The 24,805-nt window shown below is 37.7% G+C and carries 25 protein-coding genes; 10 read left to right on the forward strand and 15 right to left on the reverse strand.

What is annotated here, in order from left to right; all coding sequences use genetic code 11:
* Window positions 1–52: 52 nt before the first annotated feature.
* The 10 genes from NE363_RS14040 to NE363_RS14085 form a co-directional block, all read right to left on the reverse strand.
* Window positions 53–376, reverse strand: coding sequence for an RnfH family protein (locus NE363_RS14040; RefSeq protein ID WP_200027696.1), 324 nt, complete (start codon window positions 374–376; stop codon window positions 53–55).
* The gene (locus tag NE363_RS14045) at window positions 376–1,443 is read right to left on the reverse strand and encodes a hypothetical protein (protein WP_445535312.1); all 1,068 of its coding nucleotides are present in this window, start codon (window positions 1,441–1,443) and stop codon (window positions 376–378) included. Before NE363_RS14045 ends, NE363_RS14040 begins: the two co-directional genes overlap by 1 nt.
* A 152-nt stretch (window positions 1,444–1,595) precedes the next feature.
* Window positions 1,596–2,051, reverse strand: coding sequence for a bacteriohemerythrin (locus NE363_RS14050; protein ID WP_004703295.1), 456 nt, complete (start codon window positions 2,049–2,051; stop codon window positions 1,596–1,598).
* 250 nt (window positions 2,052–2,301) lie between these two features.
* The gene (locus tag NE363_RS14055) at window positions 2,302–3,150 is read right to left on the reverse strand and encodes a class II glutamine amidotransferase (RefSeq protein WP_019456827.1); all 849 of its coding nucleotides are present in this window, start codon (window positions 3,148–3,150) and stop codon (window positions 2,302–2,304) included.
* Between the two features lie 108 nt (window positions 3,151–3,258).
* A complete protein-coding gene (locus tag NE363_RS14060) occupies window positions 3,259–4,041 on the reverse strand; it encodes a GNAT family N-acetyltransferase (protein ID WP_445535313.1) in 783 nt (260 codons plus the stop codon).
* 118 nt (window positions 4,042–4,159) lie between these two features.
* Window positions 4,160–5,068, reverse strand: a complete 909-nt coding sequence (gene argB, locus NE363_RS14065) for an acetylglutamate kinase (RefSeq protein WP_004703301.1) — start codon at window positions 5,066–5,068, stop codon at window positions 4,160–4,162.
* Between the two features lie 15 nt (window positions 5,069–5,083).
* A complete protein-coding gene (locus tag NE363_RS14070) occupies window positions 5,084–6,502 on the reverse strand; it encodes a phosphomannomutase/phosphoglucomutase (RefSeq protein ID WP_445535314.1) in 1,419 nt (472 codons plus the stop codon).
* Between the two features lie 194 nt (window positions 6,503–6,696).
* Window positions 6,697–7,149, reverse strand: a complete 453-nt coding sequence (gene dut, locus NE363_RS14075) for a dUTP diphosphatase (protein ID WP_000868152.1) — start codon at window positions 7,147–7,149, stop codon at window positions 6,697–6,699.
* Between the two features lie 25 nt (window positions 7,150–7,174).
* The gene (locus tag NE363_RS14080; RefSeq protein WP_039254369.1) at window positions 7,175–9,214 is read right to left on the reverse strand and encodes a UvrD-helicase domain-containing protein; all 2,040 of its coding nucleotides are present in this window, start codon (window positions 9,212–9,214) and stop codon (window positions 7,175–7,177) included.
* Between the two features lie 193 nt (window positions 9,215–9,407).
* On the reverse strand, window positions 9,408–10,061 hold the full coding sequence (locus NE363_RS14085) for an OmpA family protein (RefSeq protein ID WP_004703310.1): 654 nt from the start codon (window positions 10,059–10,061) through the stop codon (window positions 9,408–9,410).
* A gap of 245 nt (window positions 10,062–10,306) precedes the next feature.
* Here NE363_RS14085 and NE363_RS14090 point away from each other — a divergent pair, with 245 nt between their 5' ends.
* The 7 genes from NE363_RS14090 to NE363_RS14120 all read left to right on the forward strand — a co-directional run bounded on the left by NE363_RS14090 (window position 10,307) and on the right by NE363_RS14120 (window position 15,352).
* Entirely contained in the window at window positions 10,307–11,233 is a 927-nt protein-coding gene (locus NE363_RS14090) for an acyltransferase (RefSeq protein ID WP_107972270.1), read from the forward strand.
* 14 nt (window positions 11,234–11,247) lie between these two features.
* Window positions 11,248–12,294 (forward strand): hypothetical protein, encoded by a 1,047-nt coding sequence (locus NE363_RS14095; protein ID WP_004703314.1) that lies wholly within the window; start codon window positions 11,248–11,250, stop codon window positions 12,292–12,294.
* A 121-nt stretch (window positions 12,295–12,415) separates the two neighbouring features.
* On the forward strand, window positions 12,416–13,138 hold the full coding sequence (gene minC / locus NE363_RS14100) for a septum site-determining protein MinC (protein WP_019456833.1): 723 nt from the start codon (window positions 12,416–12,418) through the stop codon (window positions 13,136–13,138).
* 70 nt (window positions 13,139–13,208) lie between these two features.
* On the forward strand, window positions 13,209–14,021 hold the full coding sequence (minD, locus tag NE363_RS14105; protein ID WP_019456834.1) for a septum site-determining protein MinD: 813 nt from the start codon (window positions 13,209–13,211) through the stop codon (window positions 14,019–14,021).
* A gap of 2 nt (window positions 14,022–14,023) precedes the next feature.
* Entirely contained in the window at window positions 14,024–14,296 is a 273-nt protein-coding gene (gene minE, locus NE363_RS14110) for a cell division topological specificity factor MinE (protein ID WP_003653273.1), read from the forward strand.
* Window positions 14,297–14,379: 83 nt separating this feature from the next.
* Window positions 14,380–14,667, forward strand: a complete 288-nt coding sequence (locus NE363_RS14115; protein WP_001218560.1) for a PA4642 family protein — start codon at window positions 14,380–14,382, stop codon at window positions 14,665–14,667.
* Window positions 14,668–14,812: 145 nt separating this feature from the next.
* Window positions 14,813–15,352, forward strand: a complete 540-nt coding sequence (locus tag NE363_RS14120) for a tyrosyl-tRNA synthetase (protein WP_039254377.1) — start codon at window positions 14,813–14,815, stop codon at window positions 15,350–15,352.
* Window positions 15,353–15,409: 57 nt separating this feature from the next.
* Here NE363_RS14120 and rhtC read toward each other — a convergent pair whose 3' ends face one another.
* Together rhtC and NE363_RS14130 are read right to left on the reverse strand one after the other, a co-directional pair.
* Window positions 15,410–16,030, reverse strand: coding sequence for a threonine export protein RhtC (gene rhtC, locus NE363_RS14125; protein WP_004703321.1), 621 nt, complete (start codon window positions 16,028–16,030; stop codon window positions 15,410–15,412).
* Between the two features lie 151 nt (window positions 16,031–16,181).
* Window positions 16,182–19,214 (reverse strand): DNA translocase FtsK, encoded by a 3,033-nt coding sequence (locus NE363_RS14130; RefSeq protein ID WP_445535315.1) that lies wholly within the window; start codon window positions 19,212–19,214, stop codon window positions 16,182–16,184.
* A gap of 269 nt (window positions 19,215–19,483) precedes the next feature.
* Between NE363_RS14130 and trxB the strand changes: the two genes are divergently transcribed.
* From trxB to NE363_RS14145, 3 genes are all read left to right on the forward strand, one after another.
* Window positions 19,484–20,431, forward strand: coding sequence for a thioredoxin-disulfide reductase (gene trxB / locus NE363_RS14135; protein WP_004703323.1), 948 nt, complete (start codon window positions 19,484–19,486; stop codon window positions 20,429–20,431).
* Between the two features lie 120 nt (window positions 20,432–20,551).
* Window positions 20,552–21,283: a leucyl/phenylalanyl-tRNA--protein transferase gene (gene aat / locus NE363_RS14140; protein WP_445535316.1), complete on the forward strand. Its 732-nt coding sequence runs from the start codon at window positions 20,552–20,554 to the stop codon at window positions 21,281–21,283.
* A gap of 18 nt (window positions 21,284–21,301) precedes the next feature.
* Window positions 21,302–22,117 (forward strand): arginyltransferase, encoded by an 816-nt coding sequence (locus tag NE363_RS14145; RefSeq protein WP_004703325.1) that lies wholly within the window; start codon window positions 21,302–21,304, stop codon window positions 22,115–22,117.
* Window positions 22,118–22,155: 38 nt separating this feature from the next.
* Here the strand turns inward: NE363_RS14145 and rimI are convergent, their stop codons facing one another.
* The 3 genes from rimI to NE363_RS14160 form a co-directional block, all read right to left on the reverse strand.
* A complete protein-coding gene (gene rimI / locus NE363_RS14150) occupies window positions 22,156–22,611 on the reverse strand; it encodes a ribosomal protein S18-alanine N-acetyltransferase (protein WP_445535317.1) in 456 nt (151 codons plus the stop codon).
* Window positions 22,612–22,719: 108 nt separating this feature from the next.
* Window positions 22,720–23,595: a metal-dependent hydrolase gene (locus NE363_RS14155; RefSeq protein ID WP_086497102.1), complete on the reverse strand. Its 876-nt coding sequence runs from the start codon at window positions 23,593–23,595 to the stop codon at window positions 22,720–22,722.
* Between the two features lie 238 nt (window positions 23,596–23,833).
* Window positions 23,834–24,715 carry a metal-dependent hydrolase gene (locus NE363_RS14160; RefSeq protein WP_004703331.1) on the reverse strand — a complete coding sequence of 294 codons (882 nt, stop codon included), beginning with the start codon at window positions 24,713–24,715 and terminating at the stop codon, window positions 23,834–23,836.
* Window positions 24,716–24,805 lie beyond the last annotated feature (90 nt).

Below are 24,805 nucleotides of genomic sequence, written 5' to 3' on the forward strand. Positions count from 1 at the left end.
TTTTTTCTAATAAAAAGAAACCCCTCAAGTGAAAAAACTTGAGGGGTTTTGCTTATTGAGCTGATTGCTTAAAGCGATTACTTTTAATGTATCGGCCTACAGGGTTCTTCGCAGCACGATTACGGCGGATGTCTTTTGGATTAATTGTTAAAGGTCTATAAACCTCAACTCGATCACCCGCATGTAATGCTGTATCCGCTTCTACTTTCACTCCAAAAACACCGAGCTGAAGAGGTTCTGGCAATTTAACTTGATTTAACAAACCACTTGCTTGTACTGCCTGCAAAGCACTCATGCCCTCTACAAATGGAATAGAAATGAGAAACTGTTGTTCTGGTGCGGCAAAAGCCACCCAAACTTGCTGAGTACGTTCCATTAAATACTTTGTCCAATTACGGCAACCATTGCCAGAACAATTGAAAGTGGTAAAACAATACGTACAGCAATACGCCATAAATTATAGAAAAGCTCGTTGCTGAAATTCATTGATTTACGCAAATGGCTAATTTTCATAATCCAGCCAGCAAAAATGGCATAGATCAAACTAATGAGTAAGCCCCAAAGCATAAGAATTAGCGTAAATAAGTGATGAAGTTCAGGCACCGCCCAAACTGCAATGGCAACAACAAGAATTACCCACTGTAAAACAATCATGAGCTGACGCTGAGCTAATTGTTCTCGCGCCAATTGCACAAATAGCGCAGATGTCATCACACCTGTAAATATCCACGTCAAAACAGGTAATTGAGCTTGAAGCGAAAAGAAGCCAAAAGCAATTATAGCAATGAGCTGGGCCAACCAAATTGGCAACACAGTTTTAGTTGCACCGTCTTCTGCTTTAACTGTACCCACTGTATTTTGCCAGTAAAGTCCTAAACCCAAACCACTCGCTACAAGAGCAAGTACAGTTGCATTACCCCACTCTTTGAACTCAACATTGGTCCAATGCCAAGGTTGTAAAGTCGTTCCCATCATGTTTGCCAACACAATAGAAGCAATTACTCCAACAGTCATTAATAAAATAAGAATTTGACGTGGAATAAAAGATAGTACTAAGGCAGCAACAGCAAGGCCTGCAAAAATAATTTGCCCAGAAATACTTGGAGCAAATTGTGCAACTAATATATTGCTTGCAGTGCTCAAAACATTACCAGCTAAGAAAGGAATAAAAACAACAGCAAGCCAGCCAACCACACGCCATTTAGATGAACTATCTGCTTCACGAGTTAGACTCGATAGCGCATTTAAAGCGGTCGTTTTAGATCGTTTTGCTAAAGCAATTTCCAAATAACAAACTGGTAATGCCAATAACAACATTGTACCAAACCACAATAACCAGAAATCGAGCTGACGATCAATCTGGATGCCCATAGTTGGGGCCAAAGTAGCCATGATGACAAAAGATAAGCAAAACGCCATAAGAGGCGATAACCAACGTGACATAGGTATGTCCTGCATTATGCATTCCTTGAAAAAGTCTATAGATATTTTGCCCGTCTCATGCATGAAAATCAAAGTTTGCGCCATAAAAAAAGCAAACCACCGAAACGATAGTTTGCCGAGCTAACGATAATTTAGAGTTTTTCTAGTTAAAGTTATGAGAAAAAACGAGCGAACCAGTTTTTTCCTTTCTTCTTTTCCTTTTCTCTAATGATTCCCATCATATTTTCTTTTACTGCTCCTACATAATCGGCATCATCATGTTGAATATGATTAATGAGCCATTTAGCCAAAATTTCTTGTAATTCGGCTTCAATGGTATGACCCATTTCAAAACGTTCACGATATAGCTCAATTTTTTTAATAAATAAGTCATGTACACGTTTATGAGGTACTCTATATTTATAATCGGCTTCTTCTTGTAAACTTTCTTCAAAAGTAAAATGAGACTGCGTATAATCGATAATATTATCTAAAACATCTTTAATACGACGTCTATCTTCATCATCTTTTACATCATCAATCTGATTAATATAATCAAGTATTCGTTTATGTTGCTCATCAATAACTTCAATACCGGTATTATATTCTAAAGCCCATTTCATTTTCATACACCACCCCCAATGATGTTCAATGACTGTTGCATAAGTCGCATTTTATAGTTAAAGGGGATAAATAAAAACAAACCTATTTTGTCGGCTTTATATAATAAAAATAAATTAAAACCCAAAGTATTGATTTACATAAAATTAATTAACATTAACCAACTAAAACGATAAAGTATTTTTTAATCAAAATACTTTATCACTAAGTAAATAAAAATATATGTTTTTAAAAGAATTATATTTATTTTAGTTAAAATTAATATTGATCTGCACGAGTAATACGCTTAAGTTCCGGATTTTTCTCTTCACGTATTAATCTTTCAACATGTGTTATTGCTTTTTTTATAGGCATTCCATTTTGGAATAAAATCATTTCACCCGGTTGATAAGCTGTCCAGTTTTCATTATGAGTTAAAGGCTCAGTGGTAATGACTGCCACTCGGTCTTCTGGTGTAGTCACTTGACTAAAATCAACTTCAACATCTAAATCAATTAAATGTGCATTGTTAAATGGATATTCTCGGACTAACCAATGCAATTTAGTAATTGCATAACTAAATAAAGCTTTACCATTAGATAAACAGAAATTAAAGGTGCCATATTCTGCAATTTGTGGAGAAATCTTTTCTAATACTTCAAATATTTGCTCAAGACTTGGCTCTTCATAACCAAATACTTCTACCAGTTGATCGAGTAAATAACAAAATGCTCTTTCACTATCTGTATTACCTACAGGTGTAAAACGTCCGCTCAAAGGTGGATCAAAATCATGTAAATCGCCATTATGAGCAAAAATCCAATGACGTCCCCATAATTCCCGAATAAATGGATGCGAGTTTTCCAGTGTAATTTTACCTTGGGTCGCCTTACGAATATGCGCAATCACATTGCGTGATTTGATAGGATAATTACGAATAAGGTCGGCAATTGGCGATTCAACCGCAGACTGGTTATCTACAAATAAGCGACATGCCTTGTCTTCAAAAAAAGCGATACCAAAGCCATCACTATGGTCAGAGGTAATTCCTGCGCGCTGTGAAAAACCACGGAAAGAAAAAGTGATATCCGTTGGTGTTGCACAATTCATTCCTAATAGCTGGCACATATTGTTCTAAACTTTTCGCTTCATTACCTCATACGCACTATTGTGCATGAGAGTAAAATAGCTTGTAAATCCCAATATGCGCTCGCTATTACAAAATATAAGATATCTTTATCGTTGAGCCATTTTGTTCATTACAAATGAAGTGGCAATTTTATTCACTTCTAAGAATACAAAGTAATCCAGACAATTAAATTTATCATCGAAAAATGCATCTTTAGACAGTTTAGATTGCATGCTTAAATACATTTGGAACAGTTTCGGCATGCGCTCATCTTGAGGAAAACTAAACTCTGGATATTCAGGTTCATAAATCTTTTTAGAACGAATATCGATGCTTTTAGCATCTGGTAATTGCTGAATCTGGCGGTGCGTATAGTACGCTCTAGCCAAATTATCTTGTAGATGGATACTCACACAACCCATCAAGTATTTAGCACGCATTGACCACAACACTTTAGGTGCAAGGTTCATCCAAAGCGTAGAAAGTGCCTTACCATTACGAAAGCGCGGATGCACACAGGTACGCCCTATTTCCAATACGTTTGGCAAGTGTGATAACTGAGGAACAATATCAAACTCATGGGCACTATAGCTTTGTCCAATTTCATGGCCTTGGAAGAGTTTAAGTCGTGTATAAGCCACAATCTCTCCCGTCCATTTCTCACGTAATACTGCATGCTCACAGCTAAAATCGTAAATATCTTGATCTAAATTATCTTCAAAATGAATGCCAAATTGTTTACTAAACTGTTGTGCACGGAACCGTTGTACATCTTGTAATTCTTTTAAATTATCAACCCATTCAAAGCGAAACTGTGTTTGATTGGTAGTCTTATGGCGATTTAGAGGTAAAGTCCAGGTTTGGCGATATTGATTAAATTTTTCCAGCATAATGAACGCTCCTAGTGACACCCCTTACACTAGTCAAAGCTCATGACAAAAAAATGACCAAAATTAAATGACATAAAAAAAGACCACTTAGCGTGATCTTTTCATAAAAATACTCACTTTAGTGAGAAGCATTTGTACGATTAGAAATAAGCGTACCCACACCGTGATCTGTAAAAATCTCAAGTAAGGTCGCGTGTGGTACACGGCCATCTACAATATGAGCACTGACAACACCGCCTTTGACTGCATCAAGCGCACAACCGACTTTAGGAATCATTCCACCATAAATCACGCCAGTTTCAATTAAACGGTCAACTTCTTGGGTGCTTAAACCTGTTAGCAGATTTTTGTTTTCATCAAGCACACCAGTAATATTAGTCAGCAGAATTAATTTTTCCGCCCCTAATGCCTCAGCAACTTTACCAGCAACTAAGTCAGCATTAATGTTGTAGGTATTACCTTTTTCATCAACACCTAATGGTGCGATAACAGGAATAAAATCACTTTGAGTAAACATCTCTAATACATCTGTTTTTACCCCAGTAACTTCACCCACCATACCTAAGTCAATATGTCTGATCGAACCGTCTTCTTCTTGTTTTTCCATTAATAATTTACGGGCACGTAATAGATTGCCATCTTGACCCGTTAAGCCAATCGCACGTCCGCCATGCTTATTAATTAAATTAACAATCGACTTGTTTACGCTACCGCCTAATACCATTTCGACCACTTCCATAGTGGCTTCATCGGTCACACGCATACCGTCAATACGATCAGACTCACGACCTAATTGTTTTAGGAAAGAGTCAACTTGTGGGCCACCACCATGCACAACAATCGGGTTTAAACCCACTGTTTTAAGTAAAACGATATCTCGGGCAAATGAACTTTCCAACTCTGGATCAGTCATCGCATTACCACCGTATTTCACCACCAGCGTCTTACCGGAAAAACGTTGAATATATGGCAAAGCTTCAATTAAGATTTTTGCTTTGTCGACGCCAAGGTGCTGATGTTGTGGCATTGCGCCTCTCCTTACTTAGGCTTCAGAAAGTTCTTGTGCAATTTGCGGGTAACGCTCTTGCAACATATCAATAAATTTTTGCTGGATTTCCTTTAAACGTAAAGGATTATCAGCATCAAATCTTACGGTAAAATACTCACCTGTATTTGATGCTCGAATAATGCCAAAACCATCCTCAAAATCAAGACGTACACCATCAATTTTACTAATATGTGCGCCTAGACGATGGCTCAAAATTTCAATGTCTTGTAGTACATGCTTAGGGTCTGAATGGTGAGTACTGATATAGGTATCTTCGGTACAGCATCTTTCAGGATAAATAGAAAATAACTCAGAAATAGTTTTTGCTTTAGATTGGGTAAAATATTCCATTACACGCAGTGCAGCATATATTCCATCGTCATATCCAAAACCGCGTCCGTCATTAAACACATAATGACCCGCGTATTCACCACCAAAAATGGCTTGCCCTTTAGACTTGGATAAATATGAACGAAGGAAGCTACTTCCAGTACGAATCATTTTCGGTTTACCGCGTAGTTGCTCTACAGTTCTTTGAACCATAAGCGAACATTTCACATCAAATACAATTTCTTTATCTGGTTGCTGTTCTAGGCACATTTGTGCAAAGAGTGATAAAAGACGATCCGCTGTCAGAATATTTGCTTTTTCATCGAGTAATACGACACGATCGCCATCACCATCAAGCGCAATACCAATATCTGCCTGTAGCTCCACTACTGCTTTACGTAAATTCGTTAAATGTGCTGCGTAGGATGGATCAGGAGCATGATCTGGGAATTCACCATTTGGGGTAGTACGTAAAGCAATGACTTCACATCCCATTTTCTCAAGTACCAGCTTTGAGCAATGTCCTGCCGAACCATGTAAACCATCAAGCACTACTTTTAATGGGCGTCTGAGTTGAATATCGTTAAAAAGAGCTTGTTGGTATTTTTTGCAAAATTCTGATTTAAATTGAGCGGTTGATAATTCTAATAATGATATTGGATGAACAGGAACATAAGTTTGCGCAAACTCACCGACTTGCTGAATCATTTCTGGGGATGGAGGTTCCCCTTTTAATATCCATTTAATACCATTATCTGATTTAGGATTATGGCTAGCGGTTACCATAATGCCGTTGCCGCCAAACTCACGTGCAATGTAATACATCATCGGGGTTGAACAGCAACCAATATTTGTAACTGTTAAACCCTGCTCTATTAACATCTCTTCAATTAAATGAGCGTAAGATGGACTTGTGAGACGGGCATCATAGCCAATCACTAATTGAGTTTGTGCTGCTTGTTTATATTGTTGTGCCAATCCGTAGGCAATTGAACGAACAACGTCCGTAGTTAAATAAGAAAGTTTGCCTCTAATATCGTAAGCACGGAAAATATTTTTTGGAAATGAGTGTCTTACATTCATAGCGTATCTTCTATTTAAAGATCAATCTGATCTATCGCAAAAACATAGAGTATTCAAAGTTTGAAAGGATATTTGCTAAAAAGTTAAAAGAGTATGAGTAAAGCGTTTTGTAATATAATTCATTGTAACATTCAAGACATAAAAAGAAACACCTGTAAAACAGGCGTTTCTTTCAATCATTTTTTATAAGCTAATTATTGTTTACCCGTGTGACCAAAGCCGCCCGCACCGCGTAAAGTTTCTTCAAATTCCTCTACTTGTTCAAACTCAGCCTGAACCACCGGAACTAAAACATACTGTGCTAAACGCTCACCCGGTTCTAAACGGAAAGTCGTTTGACCACGGTTCCAAACTGAAACCATCAATTCACCTTGATAATCCGAGTCAATTAATCCAACCAAGTTACCAAGAACAATACCGTGTTTATGACCTAAACCTGAACGCGGTAAAATTAAACCAGCAAAATTCACATCATGAATATAAATTGCCATACCTGTTTTAACCAATACAGTTTGGCCTGGTTCAATTTCAATTGCTTCATCTAAACAGGCACGTAAATCTAGACCTGCTGACCCTGCTGTTGCATATGAAGGTAAAGGCCATTCTTTACCTAAACGCGGATCGAGCAATTTAACTTGAACTTTCATGAGATTTCCTAAAAATTAAAAAAAATTAACGCTTTAATAAAGCTTTTAAATTTGCCAAATATTGTTGAGCCTGTTCTTTAGGGTCAACATTTGCTGCAATTTTCTTTTTACGCCCTAACCATTCGAGCTCGTCTTGCGGAAGCTCATCAAGGAAACGGCTTGGGGTCATTTGTTTCATTTGACCACCATTTTTACGCTGTTCTGCCAAAGTTAAAGTCAGCCCTTGACGTGCACGGGTAATACCCACGTACATAAGACGGCGTTCTTCTTCAATGGTTTCAGCTGCAATCGAGTTTTTATGCGGTAAAAGCTCTTCTTCAAGTCCCATAATGTACACATATGGGAACTCCAAACCTTTTGCTGCATGCAAAGTAAGTAGGTTTACTTTGTCAGTGTCCTCTTCTTCTTGCTGCTGTTCTAACAAATCGAGCAAGACCAGTTTTCGAATAACGCTTTCAATGTTCTTTTCATCAACATCTTCTGCACGATTAATCAGATTTTGAATACTGGTAAATAAATTCTCGATATTATCTAGTTTACTTTTCTCTTGAGCAGGCGTTGCAGACTGTTCACGAATATAATCGATATAACCCGCTTCATTCATCATTTGACGAACTTTAGGCACAGGTTCATCATCTTCTAGCAACTCACGCGTAAATGTCGCAATAAAGTCGGCAAACTCATGCAATTGAGTTTCTGCTTTTTTAGGAAGAACCATACTTAAGCGTTGGTCAGAAGATGCACCAAGTAAAGATAAATTATTTTCTTGAGAGAATAAGCCCAACTTCTCAAGAGTAACTGGGCCAATCGCACGTTTAGGCGTATTAATAATACGCAAGAAAGCACTGTCATCTTCAGGGTTAATAATAAGACGTAAGTAGCTCATCACGTCTTTAATTTCTGCACGAGCGAAGAATGATGTACCGCCAGAGAGTTTATAAGGAATTTGCATTTGGCGAAGCTGGGTTTCTAATACACGTGCTTGAAAGTTACCACGGTACAATACAGCGTAATCTTTCCAGTTCTTACCGTTCATCAGCTTATGAGTCAATAAGTCTTTGACTACGCGTTCAGCTTCATCGTCATCATTACGGCAGGTAATAATTCTGATGACCTCACCATGGCCTTTATCACTCCACAATTTCTTATCAAAAATATGCGGGTTATTTTGAATTACGCAGTTCGCAGCTTTCAAAATACGGCTGGTCGAGCGGTAATTCTGCTCAAGCTTAATAATATGTAAATTTGGGAAATCCTGTTTAAGCAAAGCCATGTTTTCAGGCTTCGCTCCACGCCATGCGTAAATCGATTGGTCGTCATCACCTACCGCGGTGAACTGCCCCATTACACCAACCAACAGTTTCACTAAAATATATTGCGCGGTGTTGGTATCTTGATATTCATCGACCAATAAATAACGAACGCGGTTTTGCCACTTGTCACGTACTTCTGCATTTTCTTGCAGTAAGCGGGTTGGCATAACAATCAGGTCATCAAAATCGACAGCATTGTAGGCACGTAAATTACGTTCATAAAGTTGATAAAGATGCGCAAACTGCACATCTTCAGGAGTTTCACACGTCGAATGTGCTTGTTCAGGTAAAATCAGATCATTTTTCCAATCTGAAATTTTCTTCATTGCTTTAGCAATTAATTCTTTGCTTTCTGCACCAGACAAATTATCGCGATGCATCAAATCCATCAAAATACGTTTACAGTCATCTGCATCCAAAATCGAAAAATTAGCTTTTAAAGGTAAATTTTTAAGTTCTAAACGTAAAAGATTTAAGCCAAACGTATGGAAAGTCGAAACAGATAAGCCTTTTGCTTCTTCACGTGATAAAAGCTTGGTTACACGCTCTTTCATTTCACGTGCGGCTTTATTGGTAAATGTCATCGCTGTAATACGATGCGCAGGAATACGACAATGCTGCACCAAATAGGCAATTTTACGGGTAATTACCGATGTTTTACCTGAACCAGCGCCAGCAAGCACCAATAAAGGGCCTTGAGTATATTTCATGGCTTCTTCTTGCTTGTCGTTCAATTGACTGGCAGCTGACATCGTGTATTACCTCTTAATTTTTCGAGCATGATTATAGTCATCTCTTTTTTAGAATCCCAATAATAAATCTGCGGATATGTATAAATGATGTCTAATAATGCAATTTATGCGCCGTAGAATGTCGTGATTATTTCTTGTACTGCACCCATAAAAAAACCACCCGAAGGTGGTTTTCGAAACAATAAATTAAATCTTATTGTTTAGCATAAATGCTGATTTCTACGCGACGGTTTTGTTCACGACCAGAAGCAGTTGAGTTGTCTGCGATTGGGTTAGAAGAACCATAACCTTGTGCATCAATACGAGTAGAAGATACACCTTTACCAGCTAAATACATTTTAACTGATTGAGCACGTGCTTGAGATAATGGAATGTTGATAGAGTCATTACCAGTGTTATCTGTATAACCGGTAACTAAAATCGCACTCTTGTTATCTTCAGCTAATGTTTGAGCTACTTTATCCAAAGTTGCATAGAAGTTTGGTTTGATGTTTGATTTGTTTGTATCAAAAGTAATGCTACCTGGCATAATCAATTGAACAGAACCATCTGGGTTACGGCCTACTTCTACACCAGTACCCGCCATTTGCTCACGTAATTTTTTCTCTTTGTTATCAAGATATAAACCACCAGCTGCACCAAGAACTGCACCGATTGCCGCAGCACGGTTGTTTTGACGGCTAGAGTTTGCACTTGATTTAGAAATACCATAACCTGCTGCTGCGCCAATTAAAGTACCTAACGCGGCTTTATCGTATTCAATTCCACCTAGGTTGTTACCTGTTGTCTGACAACCAGATAATACTACTGCTGCCCCTACGACTGTTGAAATAACTAGTGCACGCATTGCATGCCTCCTCACTTTGTGTGTTTTGTTGTCTGGATGAATAATGAAACAAAAAGGAAGTATAAAACATTGATATTTTGTTAATAATAAACAGTTTAGTTATTTTTTTGTAATATTTTGATGCACTTTAAGATGTGCACTCATCACAATTTCTTCATTGTTATCTAAGATATCGTTGTATTTCATTTCACGATAGTTATAGTTGAACAACTTTCCATGGATTTTAGATATTCGGGGTCATTTATATGTCAACTGCACCCAATAAGCAATCTGCGCTAAAAAAAATTACACGTGGACTCACTGTAGGTACAGTCATCACAGGTAGTACTTTTTTTCATGGACCACCTGTATTGGCTTTAGGTTTGACTAAGCTGTTAAAAAAATCGTCTAAAGTTGATGAAACCAATATTCAAATTACAAATAGCTGGCTTGGTGTAAATAACTGGCTCATTGATCATGTTTTACCTAATTTAAAATGGGATATTACGATCGATGAAGGTCTTGATTTGAGTATGCAAGGCCGATATGTAATGACCTGTAATCATCAAAGTTGGGTTGATACAACAGTAAATCAGTATTTTGGTTTAACACGTATGCCCCTTACCCGTTTTTTTACCAAATGGGAACTCATCTTTATTCCGTTCGTTGGTCAAGCCTTTAAAATTTTAGGCTTCCCAATGATGAAGCGTCATACTAAAGAGCAAATTGCGAAAAACCCTGAGCTCAAAGACCGCGATATGATGGAAGCACGTAAAGCGTGCGAGCAACTCTTGAGCCAACCTTTTACGTTATTAAACTATTTAGAAGGCACACGTTTTACTCAAGAAAAACATGATCAACAAAATTCGCCATATAAACATTTGTTAAAACCCAAAGCAGGTGGTTTGGCGTTGGCTCTAAATATTTTGGGCGACAAAATTGATGCTTTGGTTGATATGACGATTGTCTACCCTGACGGTGTACCGGGCTATGGCGACTTCTGGTTAGGTGATGTTTCAAAAATTGCGGTAAATCTTCGTAAAATTGAAATACCAGTTTGGGTACTCGGCGGTAACTATGAAGATGACCCAGTTTATCGTGAACGTTTTCAACAATGGGTACACGAGCTTTGGACTGAAAAAGATCAACTTATCGAACAAATGAAAGCTCGATATACTACTTCAACTCATTAAAAGCATTTATAGCTATGCAAAACAGTTCCAGAAAACAAGCAAAATATTACCATATGGACCCAAACAGCATTTCATTTAAGCTGTTTTTGGTTTATGACATCTTTATGGTGTTTATTATTATTTTCAATCTGTTCTGTCTTGCAGCAAATTTCTTTTTAATGAGCAGTATTGGGGCATGGTTTTTCGAACATATTCACTTGCCCCAAGTACTCAGCTTTTATAAAACCTATTTACACCCATGGGTAATTACGACAGAAGCTTGGTTTATTGGCTTTTTAATTACTGAATTTCTTGTCCGTTGGGGCATTTCTATTGTTTATAAACACCATAAACGTTGGTTCTTCTTCCCATTTATTCACTGGTATGAAATTTTAGCCATCATTCCTCAATTGCGTTTTTTACGTTTGTTTCGTGCCGGCATTATTGCCTATCGTTTATATGAATTAGGCTATCCTATTATTCCTGAAGGCTGGAGAAAAAACGGACTATTTTATTATCGCGTCGTTATGGAAGAACTGTCTGACCGTGTTGTTATTACGGTTATTGATGGCATTCGTAATGAGCTCCAGACCAGCTCAACACATAAACAAATTATTCACGACTTGGTTAATCATCATCGTGAACAATTTACAATTACCCTGACCTCTATATTGCAAGAATCATTAGCGACTGCTTTAAAAGAACAAAAGCCAGCAATCACAAAAGGCGTTGGGCAAATTGTTGATCAGGCAATAGAGGATACGCCTGAGTTAACTCAATTATTACGCTTAATTCCTTTAGTGGGTGGTCGTATCGAACAGCAAATCCAAAGTATTGGACAACGGCTCGGTGAAAATATCAGTGCAGGTTTAATTGAACCATTAGTTGAAGGATCAAAAGAGCACCCAAATGCAACTTATCAATTAATTTCAGAAAAAATAAGTAACGTGAATATTAATAACCGTGAGCTTGAGCAACTTGTAGAGTCTGTGGTGTTTGAAAGCCTAGAAGCAATTCGCAAACAAGTTAAGGTCAAGCAGTGGCAACAAACCCTTGCGGAGCGTGATCGAATCAAAGAATAAGCATTTACTTAATTTTTTATGAAACACGCTAGAGAATTGGCACGATTTGTTCTAGCATTTGCTCTATTTACAATAAACTTAACGATATTACAGCTCGTTTTAACGCCTTGAAGGAAGACTTATGGCTGATATCCGGATTACCGGCAGAATGGTTAACTTTAGCAGGATAACCTTCGATACGAATGATCATGATGTGATCCGCCAGCAATTATCAAACATATTAAATGAAGGGTCCTATCAGGGAACTCTCGTTATTATAGATAGTACTGTTGAACAAGAGTTGATTGCTTTAATTCAGCTGTTAGTCAGCTTAGGTTTGCAACCAATGGCAGTTATTGATGGTATTTTGGGTGATGAAGCACGCGCTATTCAGTTCCCTGTATTACCAGCAGATCAGCCATTACAACGTATTAAAGCAACTGCCGAGCAAGTCGCAATTGTAGAGAAACCGGCACCTGCACAAGCTTCAGCAGAAACAAAAAAACCACTAAATAATAATGCAGTTGCCCATATTACCTCTTATCATGATGAAATTTTGCGTACAGGCCAATCTCTTGTACAAGACCAAGGCGATATTATTTTAAAAGCTGGCATGAATAGTGGATCTGAAGTGATTGCTTCAGGAAATATACATATTTATGGCACGGTTCGTGGTAGAGTCATTGCTGGTGCGGGTGGGCACGCTGCTGCACGTATTTTTTGCCAATCTTTAGAGGCTGAACTCGTTTCCATTGCCGGAACATATTGTGTCGCAGATGATATCCCTAAACATGTGGTAAAAAAGCCAGTACATATTTATTTAAATGAAAAGCAAGAGCTTGAATTTGAAGCTCTAGAACTTTAGTTTATTAAGCAAATCACCAAAAAACAGCCCTTTTAAGGGTGTATGTATGACCATAATAGGAGTGGATTCGGTGGCCAAAATTGTTGTCGTAACATCAGGCAAAGGTGGTGTAGGTAAAACTACAACGAGTGCATCTTTTGCAACAGGTTTAGCCCTTCGTGGTCATAAAACTGTTGTGATTGACTTTGATGTAGGCTTACGTAACCTTGATTTAATTATGGGGTGTGAGCGTCGTGTTGTTTATGATTTTGTCAATGTAATTAACAATGAAGCACGTCTGCAACAAGCCCTTATTCGCGATAAAGATATCGAAAACCTTTATATTTTACCGGCTTCACAAACCCGTGATAAAGATGCTTTGAGCGACGAAGGTGTTGCTCGTGTGATTGACGAACTTGCTCAAGAATTTGATTACATTATTTGTGACTCACCTGCTGGAATTGAGCGTGGTGCAATTTTAGCAATGTACCATGCAGATGAAGCAATCATTGTGACAAACCCTGAAATTTCTTCAGTACGTGACTCTGACCGCATCATCGGAATGTTAGACAGTAAAACTAAAAAAGTTGAACACAACGAAGGACGTATACGTAAGCATTTATGTATTACACGTTTTAACCCTGAACGTGCTGACCGTCAGGAAATGCTGACGATTGATGATATTTCTAAAGATATTTTACGCGTACCGACATTAGGTGTTATTCCTGAATGTCCAAGCGTATTACAAGCATCAAACGAAGGTAAGCCAGTTATTCTGTATTCAGAAACTAAAGCTGGCCAAGCGTATGATGACTTGGTTGCTCGCTTTCTTGGCGAAGAACGCCCTTATCGACACATCACAGCTCAACCTAAAGGCTGGTTAGCACGACTATTTGGAGCGTAGATATGGCAGGATTCTGGAGTAAATTATTTAGCAGTGACGAAAAGCCATCAAGTGCTCAAACTGCTAAAGATCGTTTAAAAGTTATTGTTGCATCAGAACAAGGTTTAGGCCGTCGCTTAAGCCAAGACAAGATTGACCAAATGAAGAAAGAAATCATGCAGGTGGTGAGTCGTTATGTCAGCGGTGTAGGCGAACAGCATATCCAAATGCAAGTTCGTTCTGAAGCAAATATCGAAATGTTAGAAATGAATATCAATTTACCTGAAGAACGATAATTCTATTTCTGACTATTCAACACATCAGAATCAAGGCAAAATAACGCAAGTTATTTTGCCTTTTTTAAAATGAGGAGATTGTCATGGCATTATCACAGCCAGCAACTTTCAATGAAGAATGGTCCGATGAGCGTGTTTTTGCCTACCTCAACCAACTTCCTCCAAATGGTGTGAACGCAGATTTTCATGTGCTCTACCATGCTTTCAAACATATGCGTCCAAATGACTATGAACGTCTTTTGACTAAATTTGTTGCAGATGGACGAGATATCAATGCAACAAACCCTGAAGGCGAACGCATTCATGACGTAATTGCTAAGTTTCCACGTCAATCAGCGCCGTTTTTAGAAGTTTTAGCAAAGTTTGCTTAAGCTTTTTATTTGAATAAGACTGCATAATCTATCTTAGTAAAACTTAGTAGATAGATTATGTGGTTTATTCAAATATCTAAATTATTTACTTTTATAAAAAACAATCTTAAAGTCATCAGCACTATTTCATTCCAAATATAAATTCATGAATCCAGAACCTATTAATTTAAATCAAACACAATCTATCCAATCAAATCATATAGAAAATTTAAAAGTTATTAGCGTTAATAAGTTTATCTTTCTATCCTTTATTTCTTTTGGTCTATACCAAATTTGGTGGATATTTAAAGCATGGCGATTTTTTCTAATCAAAGATAAATTAAATATTATGCCTGCTGCTCGTGCAGTTTTTTCTATATTCTTTTTATATTCACTATTTAATCGCATAAAAAACCATGCAAAAGAACAAGGGTATATTAATGACTTCTCGTCAGGCTGGATGTATTTAGCATATCTAATTACAACTTTACTGGTTTACTTACCAGAGCCCTATTGGCTCATCTCTCTCTGCGACATTATATTTTTAATACCCGCATTTAAAGCACTGAACTATGCACAAAAACAAATAGTAACGACAATTGAGCAAGAGAAATTCAATACCTCTCAAATCATTTTAATTATTATAGGATCTATTATGTGGCTACTGATTTTTATCGGTTTTGTTATATCATTCCTATATAAGTGATCTAAAAGTTAGTAATTAAAAAAGCCTCTTTTAAGAGGCTTTTTTAATTATCTGGATTTACCGGTTTCCAATGAGGAAAATACCAAATACAGTGAAAATACCACCTGAAATCCCATCAATCCATTTTGAAAAATTACGGTAAGCCACTCTGAAACTCGGTAACGAGAAAATAAACGTCACAAAGCAGAACCATAAAATCGTTTCAACCGACACAATAATAAAAAGCAACCAATGAACTTGATCAAGCTGAGGGTTAGCTAAAAATAAAGAGAACACACTACCGAAATAAATCACAGCTTTCGGATTCGATAAATTGGTCAGCAATCCTTTCATAAAAAATAAGTAAGGTGCTTTAGGTAACTCAACCTCCGTAACCTCTTCCTGCTGATTTTTTGAAAATGCCGAACGTAACATTTGATAGCCTAACCAACATAGGTATAAACCACCAGCTATAAGCAAACCTTGCTTTAACCAAGCCATTTTCTCGAAAATAATATTTAAGCCCATCAGTGCTAAAGATGCCCAAAACATAACGCCTGCTGTTATTCCTGCTACAACCAGCATTGCTTCTTTACGAGATCGGCTTACCGCGGTCTGCGATACTAGAAAGAAATCAGGTCCTGGAGTAATAAGCGCACAAAAATGAATAAAAGCTAACGTAATTAACGCGACTAGCATGTTGTCCTCCTGATTTGTTTCATTGTTTTTTATTTAGAAGCACACATTAGCATTTTTTACTATTTGATAAAATCTCAAACTTTCAGTTCAGGGCTATTATTTTGGACTATAAAAAAAAGCCTCCGAAGAGGCTTTATTTCAAGTAAAGCTATTAAACTAAAATATCTCGCTTACCATTGGCACCCATAGCACTCACAATACCGTTCTCTTCCATTTGGTCGATAATACGGGCAGCACGGTTATAACCTAAGCTAAACTTACGCTGTAATGAAGATGTAGATGCCTTTCGAGTTTCTAGAACAAACGATACGCATTGGTCATAAAGTGCATCACGGTCTGAAGCACCATCACCCTCTTCAAAGCCACGAGATGTAGGTTCTTCATCAAATGGCGTCAAGATCTCATCTACATAGTCAGGTTCACCGCGTTCACGCCATGCATCACAGATACGGTTCACTTCATCATCACTAATAAATGCGCCATGTACACGTTCTGGCTCAATCTTACCTGGCCCCAAGAACAGCATATCACCATGACCTAACAAGTCTTCTGCACCACCTGCATCCAAAATAGTACGTGAGTCAATTTTACTATTTACACGTAAAGCTACACGCGTTGGGATATTGGCTTTAATCAAACCCGTAATAACATCTACCGATGGACGCTGAGTTGCAAGCAAAAGGTGAATACCGGCAGCACGAGATTTTTGCGCCAAACGCGTAATCATTTCTTCAGCTTTCTTACCTACTTGCATGATCATGTCGGCAAACTCATCTGCCACAATTACAATTGATGGTAACGGCGTTAAACGAGGTGCACGCTCTTGTGTCGCTGAATCACTTGGCTTCCATGTTGGATCAATCAAGTCTTCCCCATTTGCAATCGCTTCTTCAACTTTTCGGTTGTAGTCACTTAACTTACGAATTTTAAGGAATGACATAAGCTTATAACGGCGTTCCATTTCATTTACACACCAGTTTAATGCACTGACTGCATCTTTCATGTCAGTCACTACAGGCGTTAATAAATGCGGAATATCATTATAGTTTGCAAGTTCAAGCTGTTTCGGGTCAATTAAAATTAAACGTAACTGGTCTGGCGTATATTTAAGTAACATCGATAAAATCATCGAGTTAACCGCAACAGATTTACCAGAACCTGTTGTACCAGCAACTAACATATGCGGTGCTTTTGCTAAATCTGTTAATACTGGATTACCAGAAATATCTTTCCCCATTGCCATACTAATGAGGGCACTTGGGTCACGATATGTTGGTGTTTCCAATAACTCGATCAAACGTACCATTTCACGGGCACTATTAGGTACTTCAATACCAATATACGGTTTACCCGGAATAACTTCTACAACACGTACAGAAGCCATAGACATTGAACGTGCCAAATCGCGGGAAATATTAGTCACTTTAGATGCTTTAACACCCGGTGCTAAGTCTAATTCAAAGCGCGTAACAACTGGCCCTGGCTGAGCTTCAACGACCTGAGCCTTAACATTAAACTCTTGTAATTTAATCTCTAACAATTCAGACAAACGTGAAAGCTGCTCTTCGGTAAAGTTAACTTTCTTATTTGGGTCAACCTTATCAAGGAGTTCAAAGCCCGGTAATGTTGGTAAATCTAAACGCTTCTTGGCTACCTGCATTGCACGAGACATTGGTCGACCAGATGCATCAGTTAATGGCGCATCAAAATCGAACTCATCTTCAAAATCGTCCTCAGGCTTTCCAGCAGTTTCTTGCCAAGCTTCAATAAACTCTTCTTTTGAAAGCTTCTCTGTACCAATCGCAGTTTGAATTGGTGCTTGTACAAATGCTGAAGATTGAGCATAACTACTTGCTTTGACCGGTTGAGTTACTGGAGCAATATCTTCATCGATTAACAAGTCATCAAAATCATCAAACACCTGTTCATTTGATAAATTTTTAGGTGGCTGATTTAAATTCGATGGAGCTACAGATGTTTCAACTGATGCATGAGATGTTTGCGGCGTTACAACTGGTTCAACATGATGGTCTTGAATGAACGGTGTATGCACATCAGTCGCAGTTTTACTATTTGGAACTGCGGCAAGCAATTCATCAAAAATCTCATCATCATTCCAATCTAAACCTTGATGAGTATTCGAAACTTGAGGCTGAGTTTGTTTAGTCTGATAAGCTACCTCTTGGAACTGTTCATGATTTGGATGTTCATTTGAATCATCAGCTGCTCTTAATAAGGCGTCAATTTCTTGCTTATGACTTGCATCATCACGTTGCAAAGCGCGCCAAACTTCACCTGTAGCAACCAGACGCTCACTATCTTTTTTAAGCTGATGCGCTTGTTCAAGTGTATGTTCAAAATTTTCTGGTTGAGGAGTTTGCTTTTCTTCCACAGCTTCAGGCTGACTTTGCTCTTTTGCTAAAACATCGGCAAATAAACGCTCTGCCATTTCATCGTGTCGTGTAGAGCTAACTTTTGTTTGTGTTTTTTCTGGTTGAATATTTAACTCTGTCTCATCAGCAACTTCGGCCTTAGGCATCTCTGCAACTTTTACCTTTGCTGTTTTATTTGCTGGCTGTGTAGTTAAATCATAAGCAGATTCATTTGGCGATACGTTCTTATAGAATAAGTCTTGTAAATAACTTGGCATCGCTTTGAGCGTAACCCAAGTTTTGCTCCACTGCACTCCAAATGCCAAAGTGAACAAAACCACCCCAAAAACCAATAAAAAGAATGTGGCACCATAAATTGTTAATAGTTGAGATAAGCTCTGTCCCAATTCATAACCAATAATTCCGCCTGCGGCATTATCCAAAGTATCTGCCGGTACATTCCAGTGTAAATAGAGTAAACTCGACACAACTAGAATTAAGAAGAATTGAGCAGCATAACGGAATGGACGATTTAGAAAGCTATGCGGCCACCAGACTTGGATGGCTTCAACAAACAGGAAAATTGGAATAAGTAAACTTGCCCAACCTAAAAAGCCAAACAGCAAATCTGCAATCCATGCACCGGCAATACCACTCGCATTGGATACTTGCTGAGTATCACTTGAAATATGCATCCAGCCCGGATCAAATGGCGTATACGTTACTGTCGCCAGAAACATATAAATACCAAAAGAGACCAAGAATAATGTCATCAATAAGCGCTGTGCATAAACACTTGACACCGCAGTCATATACTGTCCTGTAACCCATTTAATTATTGGTTTAGAGATGTGAAGACCAACATTTCAGATCTTCAACGAATGAACTTTATATTATGCACCTGTTCTTACAAAAAAGGTGCATGATTCTTTACAGTTGTTGTTAACATAAGGCTCTTCTATATTGTTATATAACTTAATTCGATTGACCTGATCAATATTATCCACATCGATTTCACGCTATTGGTCGGCAATTTCACGTATAATTTTCAAAATTCTCGAAATAAATAAGGATACCCTCAATGAGTGCTCGTCATTCTCGGTTAATTATTCTCGGTTCAGGCCCTGCAGGTTATAGTGCGGCTGTCTATGCAGCTCGTGCAAATCTCAAACCAACACTTATTGCTGGTTTACAGCTTGGTGGCCAACTTACAACAACAACCGAAGTTGATAACTGGCCGGGCGATCCTGAAGGTTTGACTGGTCCTGCTTTAATGGAACGTATGCAAGCGCATGCTGAACGCTTCGGTACCGAACTTGTCTATGATCATATTAACGAAGTGGACTTAAATGTACGTCCTTTCGTTCTTAAAGGTGATATGGAAGAGTACACTTGTGATGCATTAATTATTGCAACAGGTGCGACAGCTCAATACCTTGGTTTAGAGTCTGAACAAAAATTTATGGGCCAAGGCGTGAGTGCTTGTGCAACATGTGACGGTTTCTTCTATAAAAACCAAAAAGTAATGGTTGTTGGTGGTGGTAATACTGCTGTTGAAGAAGCGCTTTATCTATCAAATATTGCTTCACATGTAACCCTAGTACACCGTCGTGATTCTTTACGCTCTGAGAAGATTTTACAAGATCATCTATTTGCTAAAGAAAAAGAAGGCAAAATCAGCATCGTTTGGAATCATGAAGTTGAAGAAGTCTTGGGTGATAATACTGGCGTAACAAGTGTTCGCCTTAAATCAACCAAAGATGACACTAAGCAAGATGTAGAAGTTCATGGTCTATTCGTAGCAATTGGCCATAAACCAAATACAGGAATGTTTGATGGTCAATTAAACTTACGTGATGGCTACATCCAAGTACAAAGTGGTACTTCAGGTAATGCAACAGCAACTTCTGTAGCGGGTGTTTTCGCTGCAGGTGATGTAGCTGACAGTATCTACCGTCAAGCGATTACATCAGCTGGTTCAGGCTGTATGGCAGCACTCGATGCAGAGAAATATCTAGACAACCTTTAAGTTTAGATATTACAAACAGCCGTTTTATAACGGCTGTTTTTTTTATCATTTATAATAATTACTGGCTGCCTCATATTAATTTTTATAGCATAACCTTTAAACGTACATTATTTTAGACTTATGAATAAACTACCTCTATCTCAATATATTTTTCCAGATCCAGAGGAAGCTGATCCAGATGGTCATGGTTTAATTTGTATTGGAGCGGACCTCTCCCCTTCTACTTTATATGAAGCTTATACCCATGGTTTGTTTCCATGGTTTAATGAAGATGAGCCTATTTGTTGGTGGAGTCCGGAACCACGCTGTGTGATTTATCCTCAAAACTATAAACCAAGTAAATCGCTCATTCGGAATATGAAAAAGTATGATTACACCATTACGGTAAACCGTGCTTTTGAACAGGTCATCCGCTCATGTTCACTACCTCGAAGCTATGCCAACGAAACTTGGATTAGCGAAGATATTATTCAGGGTTATTGTGCGTTGTTTAATGCAGGTTATGGCTATAGCGTAGAAGTTTGGCAAGACGAACAGCTGGTAGGTGGTTTATATGGGGTAACGATCGGGAAAGGTTGTTTTGGCGAGTCTATGTTTAGTACCCAAACTGATGTTTCTAAAATGGCTTTTTATACTTTAATGTTAATTGGTAAAGAAAATCAGCTTCCTTGGGTTGACTGCCAACTGGTAAATAGTCACTTAATTAGTCTTGGGGCTTGTACACTTTCTCGGCAAGAATATCTTAAATCGTTACAAGATGTAATTATTCACCCCTCTATCAATTGGAAAAAGTATCAAGAAAGTGTATTTTCAAGTAAAACAATAGCATTAAATGCAAAATTAATGGAATGATAACAGGAGGGACCAATCATGAAATCATATCACCCGAAGTCCCTTTTAAATGATCTGCAGTATTATATTACTCCACCTCACGATTGCAGCTATTTAGAAAATAAATCAGCACGTATGGTCTTTTTAGACCCGATTCATCGAATTGATGTTGTGACTCTTTCTGAACTTTCTCGTTTAGGTTTTCGTCGTAGTGGCGACTTTGTATACCGTCCTGAATGCCATTTATGTAGACAATGTTTGTCTTGTCGTGTTCCTGTAGCCGATTTCCAAATGAACAGCATGCAAAAAAAAGCGTGGAAACGAAATCAAGATCTTACGATGACTGTTCTACCAACACGGCAAGCTGCACAAATTCATTATGATTTATATGAACGTTACATTAATGAGCGCCATGCCGATGGCGATATGTTTCCGCCAAGTTTAGATCAGTTTGAAAAGTTTCTGGTTCATAGCTGCACAGATAGTTTCTTCTTAGAATTATGGAAAGATAACCGTCTTATTAGCGTTTCTACTTGTGATTTAATGGATGATGGATTATCTGCGGTCTATACATTCTTTGATCCAGATGAGCACCGTAGATCTTTAGGTGTTTATTCGATTTTGAATCAAATCGAATATGTAAAATCACTTGGCTTAGAATATCTTTATTTAGGCTATTGGGTACCTCACTCTGCCAAAATGAACTACAAATCGCAATATACACCTTTAGAACTTTTACTAGATGGACAATGGCGCCGTTTAAATAGATCATTGTCACCAGAAGAGATCCAACAGTTAGGCACGTCTCTTATGACAACCTTACCTTCCGAATGGAACAACTTAATTATTAAATAGTTTTAATCTATTCTTATCAAATGCAAACAGATAAGTGATTAAAATAATGATGCAAAATCATCAGTACAGGTTTTTACCATAATCACCGCATTTTCACGCCCACCTTCTTGAGTAGGATAATAATTGCGACGCAGATCAATTTGGTGAAAGCCTGTTTTTTCATATAAACCAATAGCTGCTTTATTACTTTCACGGACTTCTAAAAAGATTTGTACTGGCTCATTTTTTAATTGATTAATTGAAGCACTTAATAATTCATATCCTAAACCCTGCCCTTGCATTTTAGGATCAACTGCCATGAGTAATAAATTTGCTTCATCTAAAACGGGTTGTAAAATACAAAATCCAACTACTTTGCTATTTAACTCAATCACTGTGCATTGATAAGAATTCAAAGATTCAATAAATTGGTGTCTTGACCATGGGTGTGTCTGAACAAGCTTTTCAATTTGAGTAACACTATCCACATCGGAGGCTTGCATAGTACGAATCATGAATTTCAACACATTTACAGATTTCTAGTTAAACGTATTATAGAAACTTAAATAGAAAAAACGAGCAAAAAAAAGAGCAATTAAATTGCTCTTTTTCTATGTGATTTATTAGAAGCCTAACTTTTCACGCCAAGTTGCTAATAAAGCCGTGGTATCCGAATCATTTGGATGAAATTTTGGTCTTAAAAAGTCCAGCAATTCTGGAATTTGACGTGTCATAAAACCTTTACGACCATACATAAACTTAAGCATGTATTTGGTATCTTTCCAAGTTAATTTTTCATCAGTCTTGAGTAACTTAGCAGTAAAGTATGATTGAGTTGCGAAGATTAAAGCCATGGCAATAATTAAAGCAGTTGAACGCATAAAATATGCTTTCGGACCTTGCCCATACATGCTTGTATAAACATCAAAAGCTACCGCTTTATGTTCATTTTCTTCAACTGCATGCCACATCCACAAATGATACATGGTGTTATCTTGGAACATCGCCTGAATTTCAGGATTTTGTAGAAGTTCAGCGGCAATAGTAGAAGTAAAATGTTCTAGAGCACATGTTCCCGTCAAATCAATCATTTCTTTGGTGTAGCCAAAAGGTTTCATTAATTTGGTTACAACAGCCGTACCCATCTTAATGACTTTTCCAGTTTGCTTTTCCATATGACGAACATCATAACCATAAGCCTGCGCTGAAGCATTAAATGCTAAGTGCTCTTTCGAATGCATTGCTTCCTGACCAATAAAAGCGCTAATTTCCTTTTGAAGAACTGGGTCAGCAAGTTTTGGATCATTTCGAACAGCACGCGTGCTATTTACAAAGAATTGTTCACCTTCAGGAAAAAGAGCCGATAATGCTGTCATAAAGTGAGTTAATCCTGCATCGTAATTTGCCCAATAGCGTGGAACTTGATCAAATTCAAAGTCCATACGACGTACAGGGAAGCTTGCTCCAGCACGATTAGAAATATTTACTTTAGCATTCATGTTAGACTCCTTTAAGTGAACCAAAAATTCACTTATATCCTTATTTATTTTCTTAATATTTATAATAATACGCTTTTAAAAATGCTATTTAAGTGCAGATGAGGACAGCGAATTATCAGATGAGGTCATTAAAAGCCCCTTTCTGAATCAAAATAAAACTCTACAATTTTAAAAATGAGTAGCACTTTTAAGGCAACAAAAAAGGGCTATTCACAGCCCTTTTCACTTTATTTTTTGGTTAAAGTCCAAGTTTAGCTTTCCATGTTTTTAACAAGCTAACTGTATCTAAATCATTAGGATGAAAACCTGGTTTAAAATAAGCAAGCATTTCTTTCGCCATACCTGTAATAATACCTTTCGATGGGCTATAACCATATTTATAAATTACAGACAGCTCAGCTAAGTTTAATTTATTATCTTGTTTTAAAAGACGAAGTACAAACGATGATTGAATCAAAAAGATTAAAGTCATAGCAAATACTAAAGAGCTCGTACGTAAAGCATAAGCCTTTACACCTTTACCAAATACACCCTCGTATACATCAAAAGCTACAGCTTTATGCTCATTTTCTTCAACTGCATGCCAATACCACATAGTTGACATGGTTTCATCAGTCATCAGCTCTTGAATGTTCTTATTTACTAATAATTGTGAGGCGATAGTAGCTGTAAAATGCTCAAGTGCAGTAGTAGCAGTCAAATCCACCATTTCTTTTGTCATGCCAAAAGGTTTGACAATTTTTACAAAAGTTTTAATGGCTGTTTGAATCGCTGTATCAGTGAATTTCTCTAACGTTTCTACATCATGACCAAACTTTTGAGCAGACGCATTAAAATTTACATGCTCTTGAGTGTGCATTGCTTCTTGCCCAATGAAAGCACTAATCTCTTTTTGTAGCAGTTCATCATCTTTAATAGCTGGATGATAACGTACGGCACGTACACTATCGATGAAGAATTTCTCACCAGCAGGAAACAATGCTGATAATGCTGTCATAAAATGTGTGAGTCCAGCAGAACCATTCATCCAGTATTCTGGTACATCATTAAAGTCAAAGTTCATACGACGTACTGGAAAGCTCGCTCCTGCACGATTCGTAATATTCACTTTAGCGTTCATATCGAAAGCTCCTTACCAGTAACCTAAGTTACATAAACTTTATTGTTCATTTTCTTGATTCTTATCATACAAATTTAATAAAAAGGCTTA

It is taken from the genome of Acinetobacter sp. G18 (assembly GCF_052660225.1).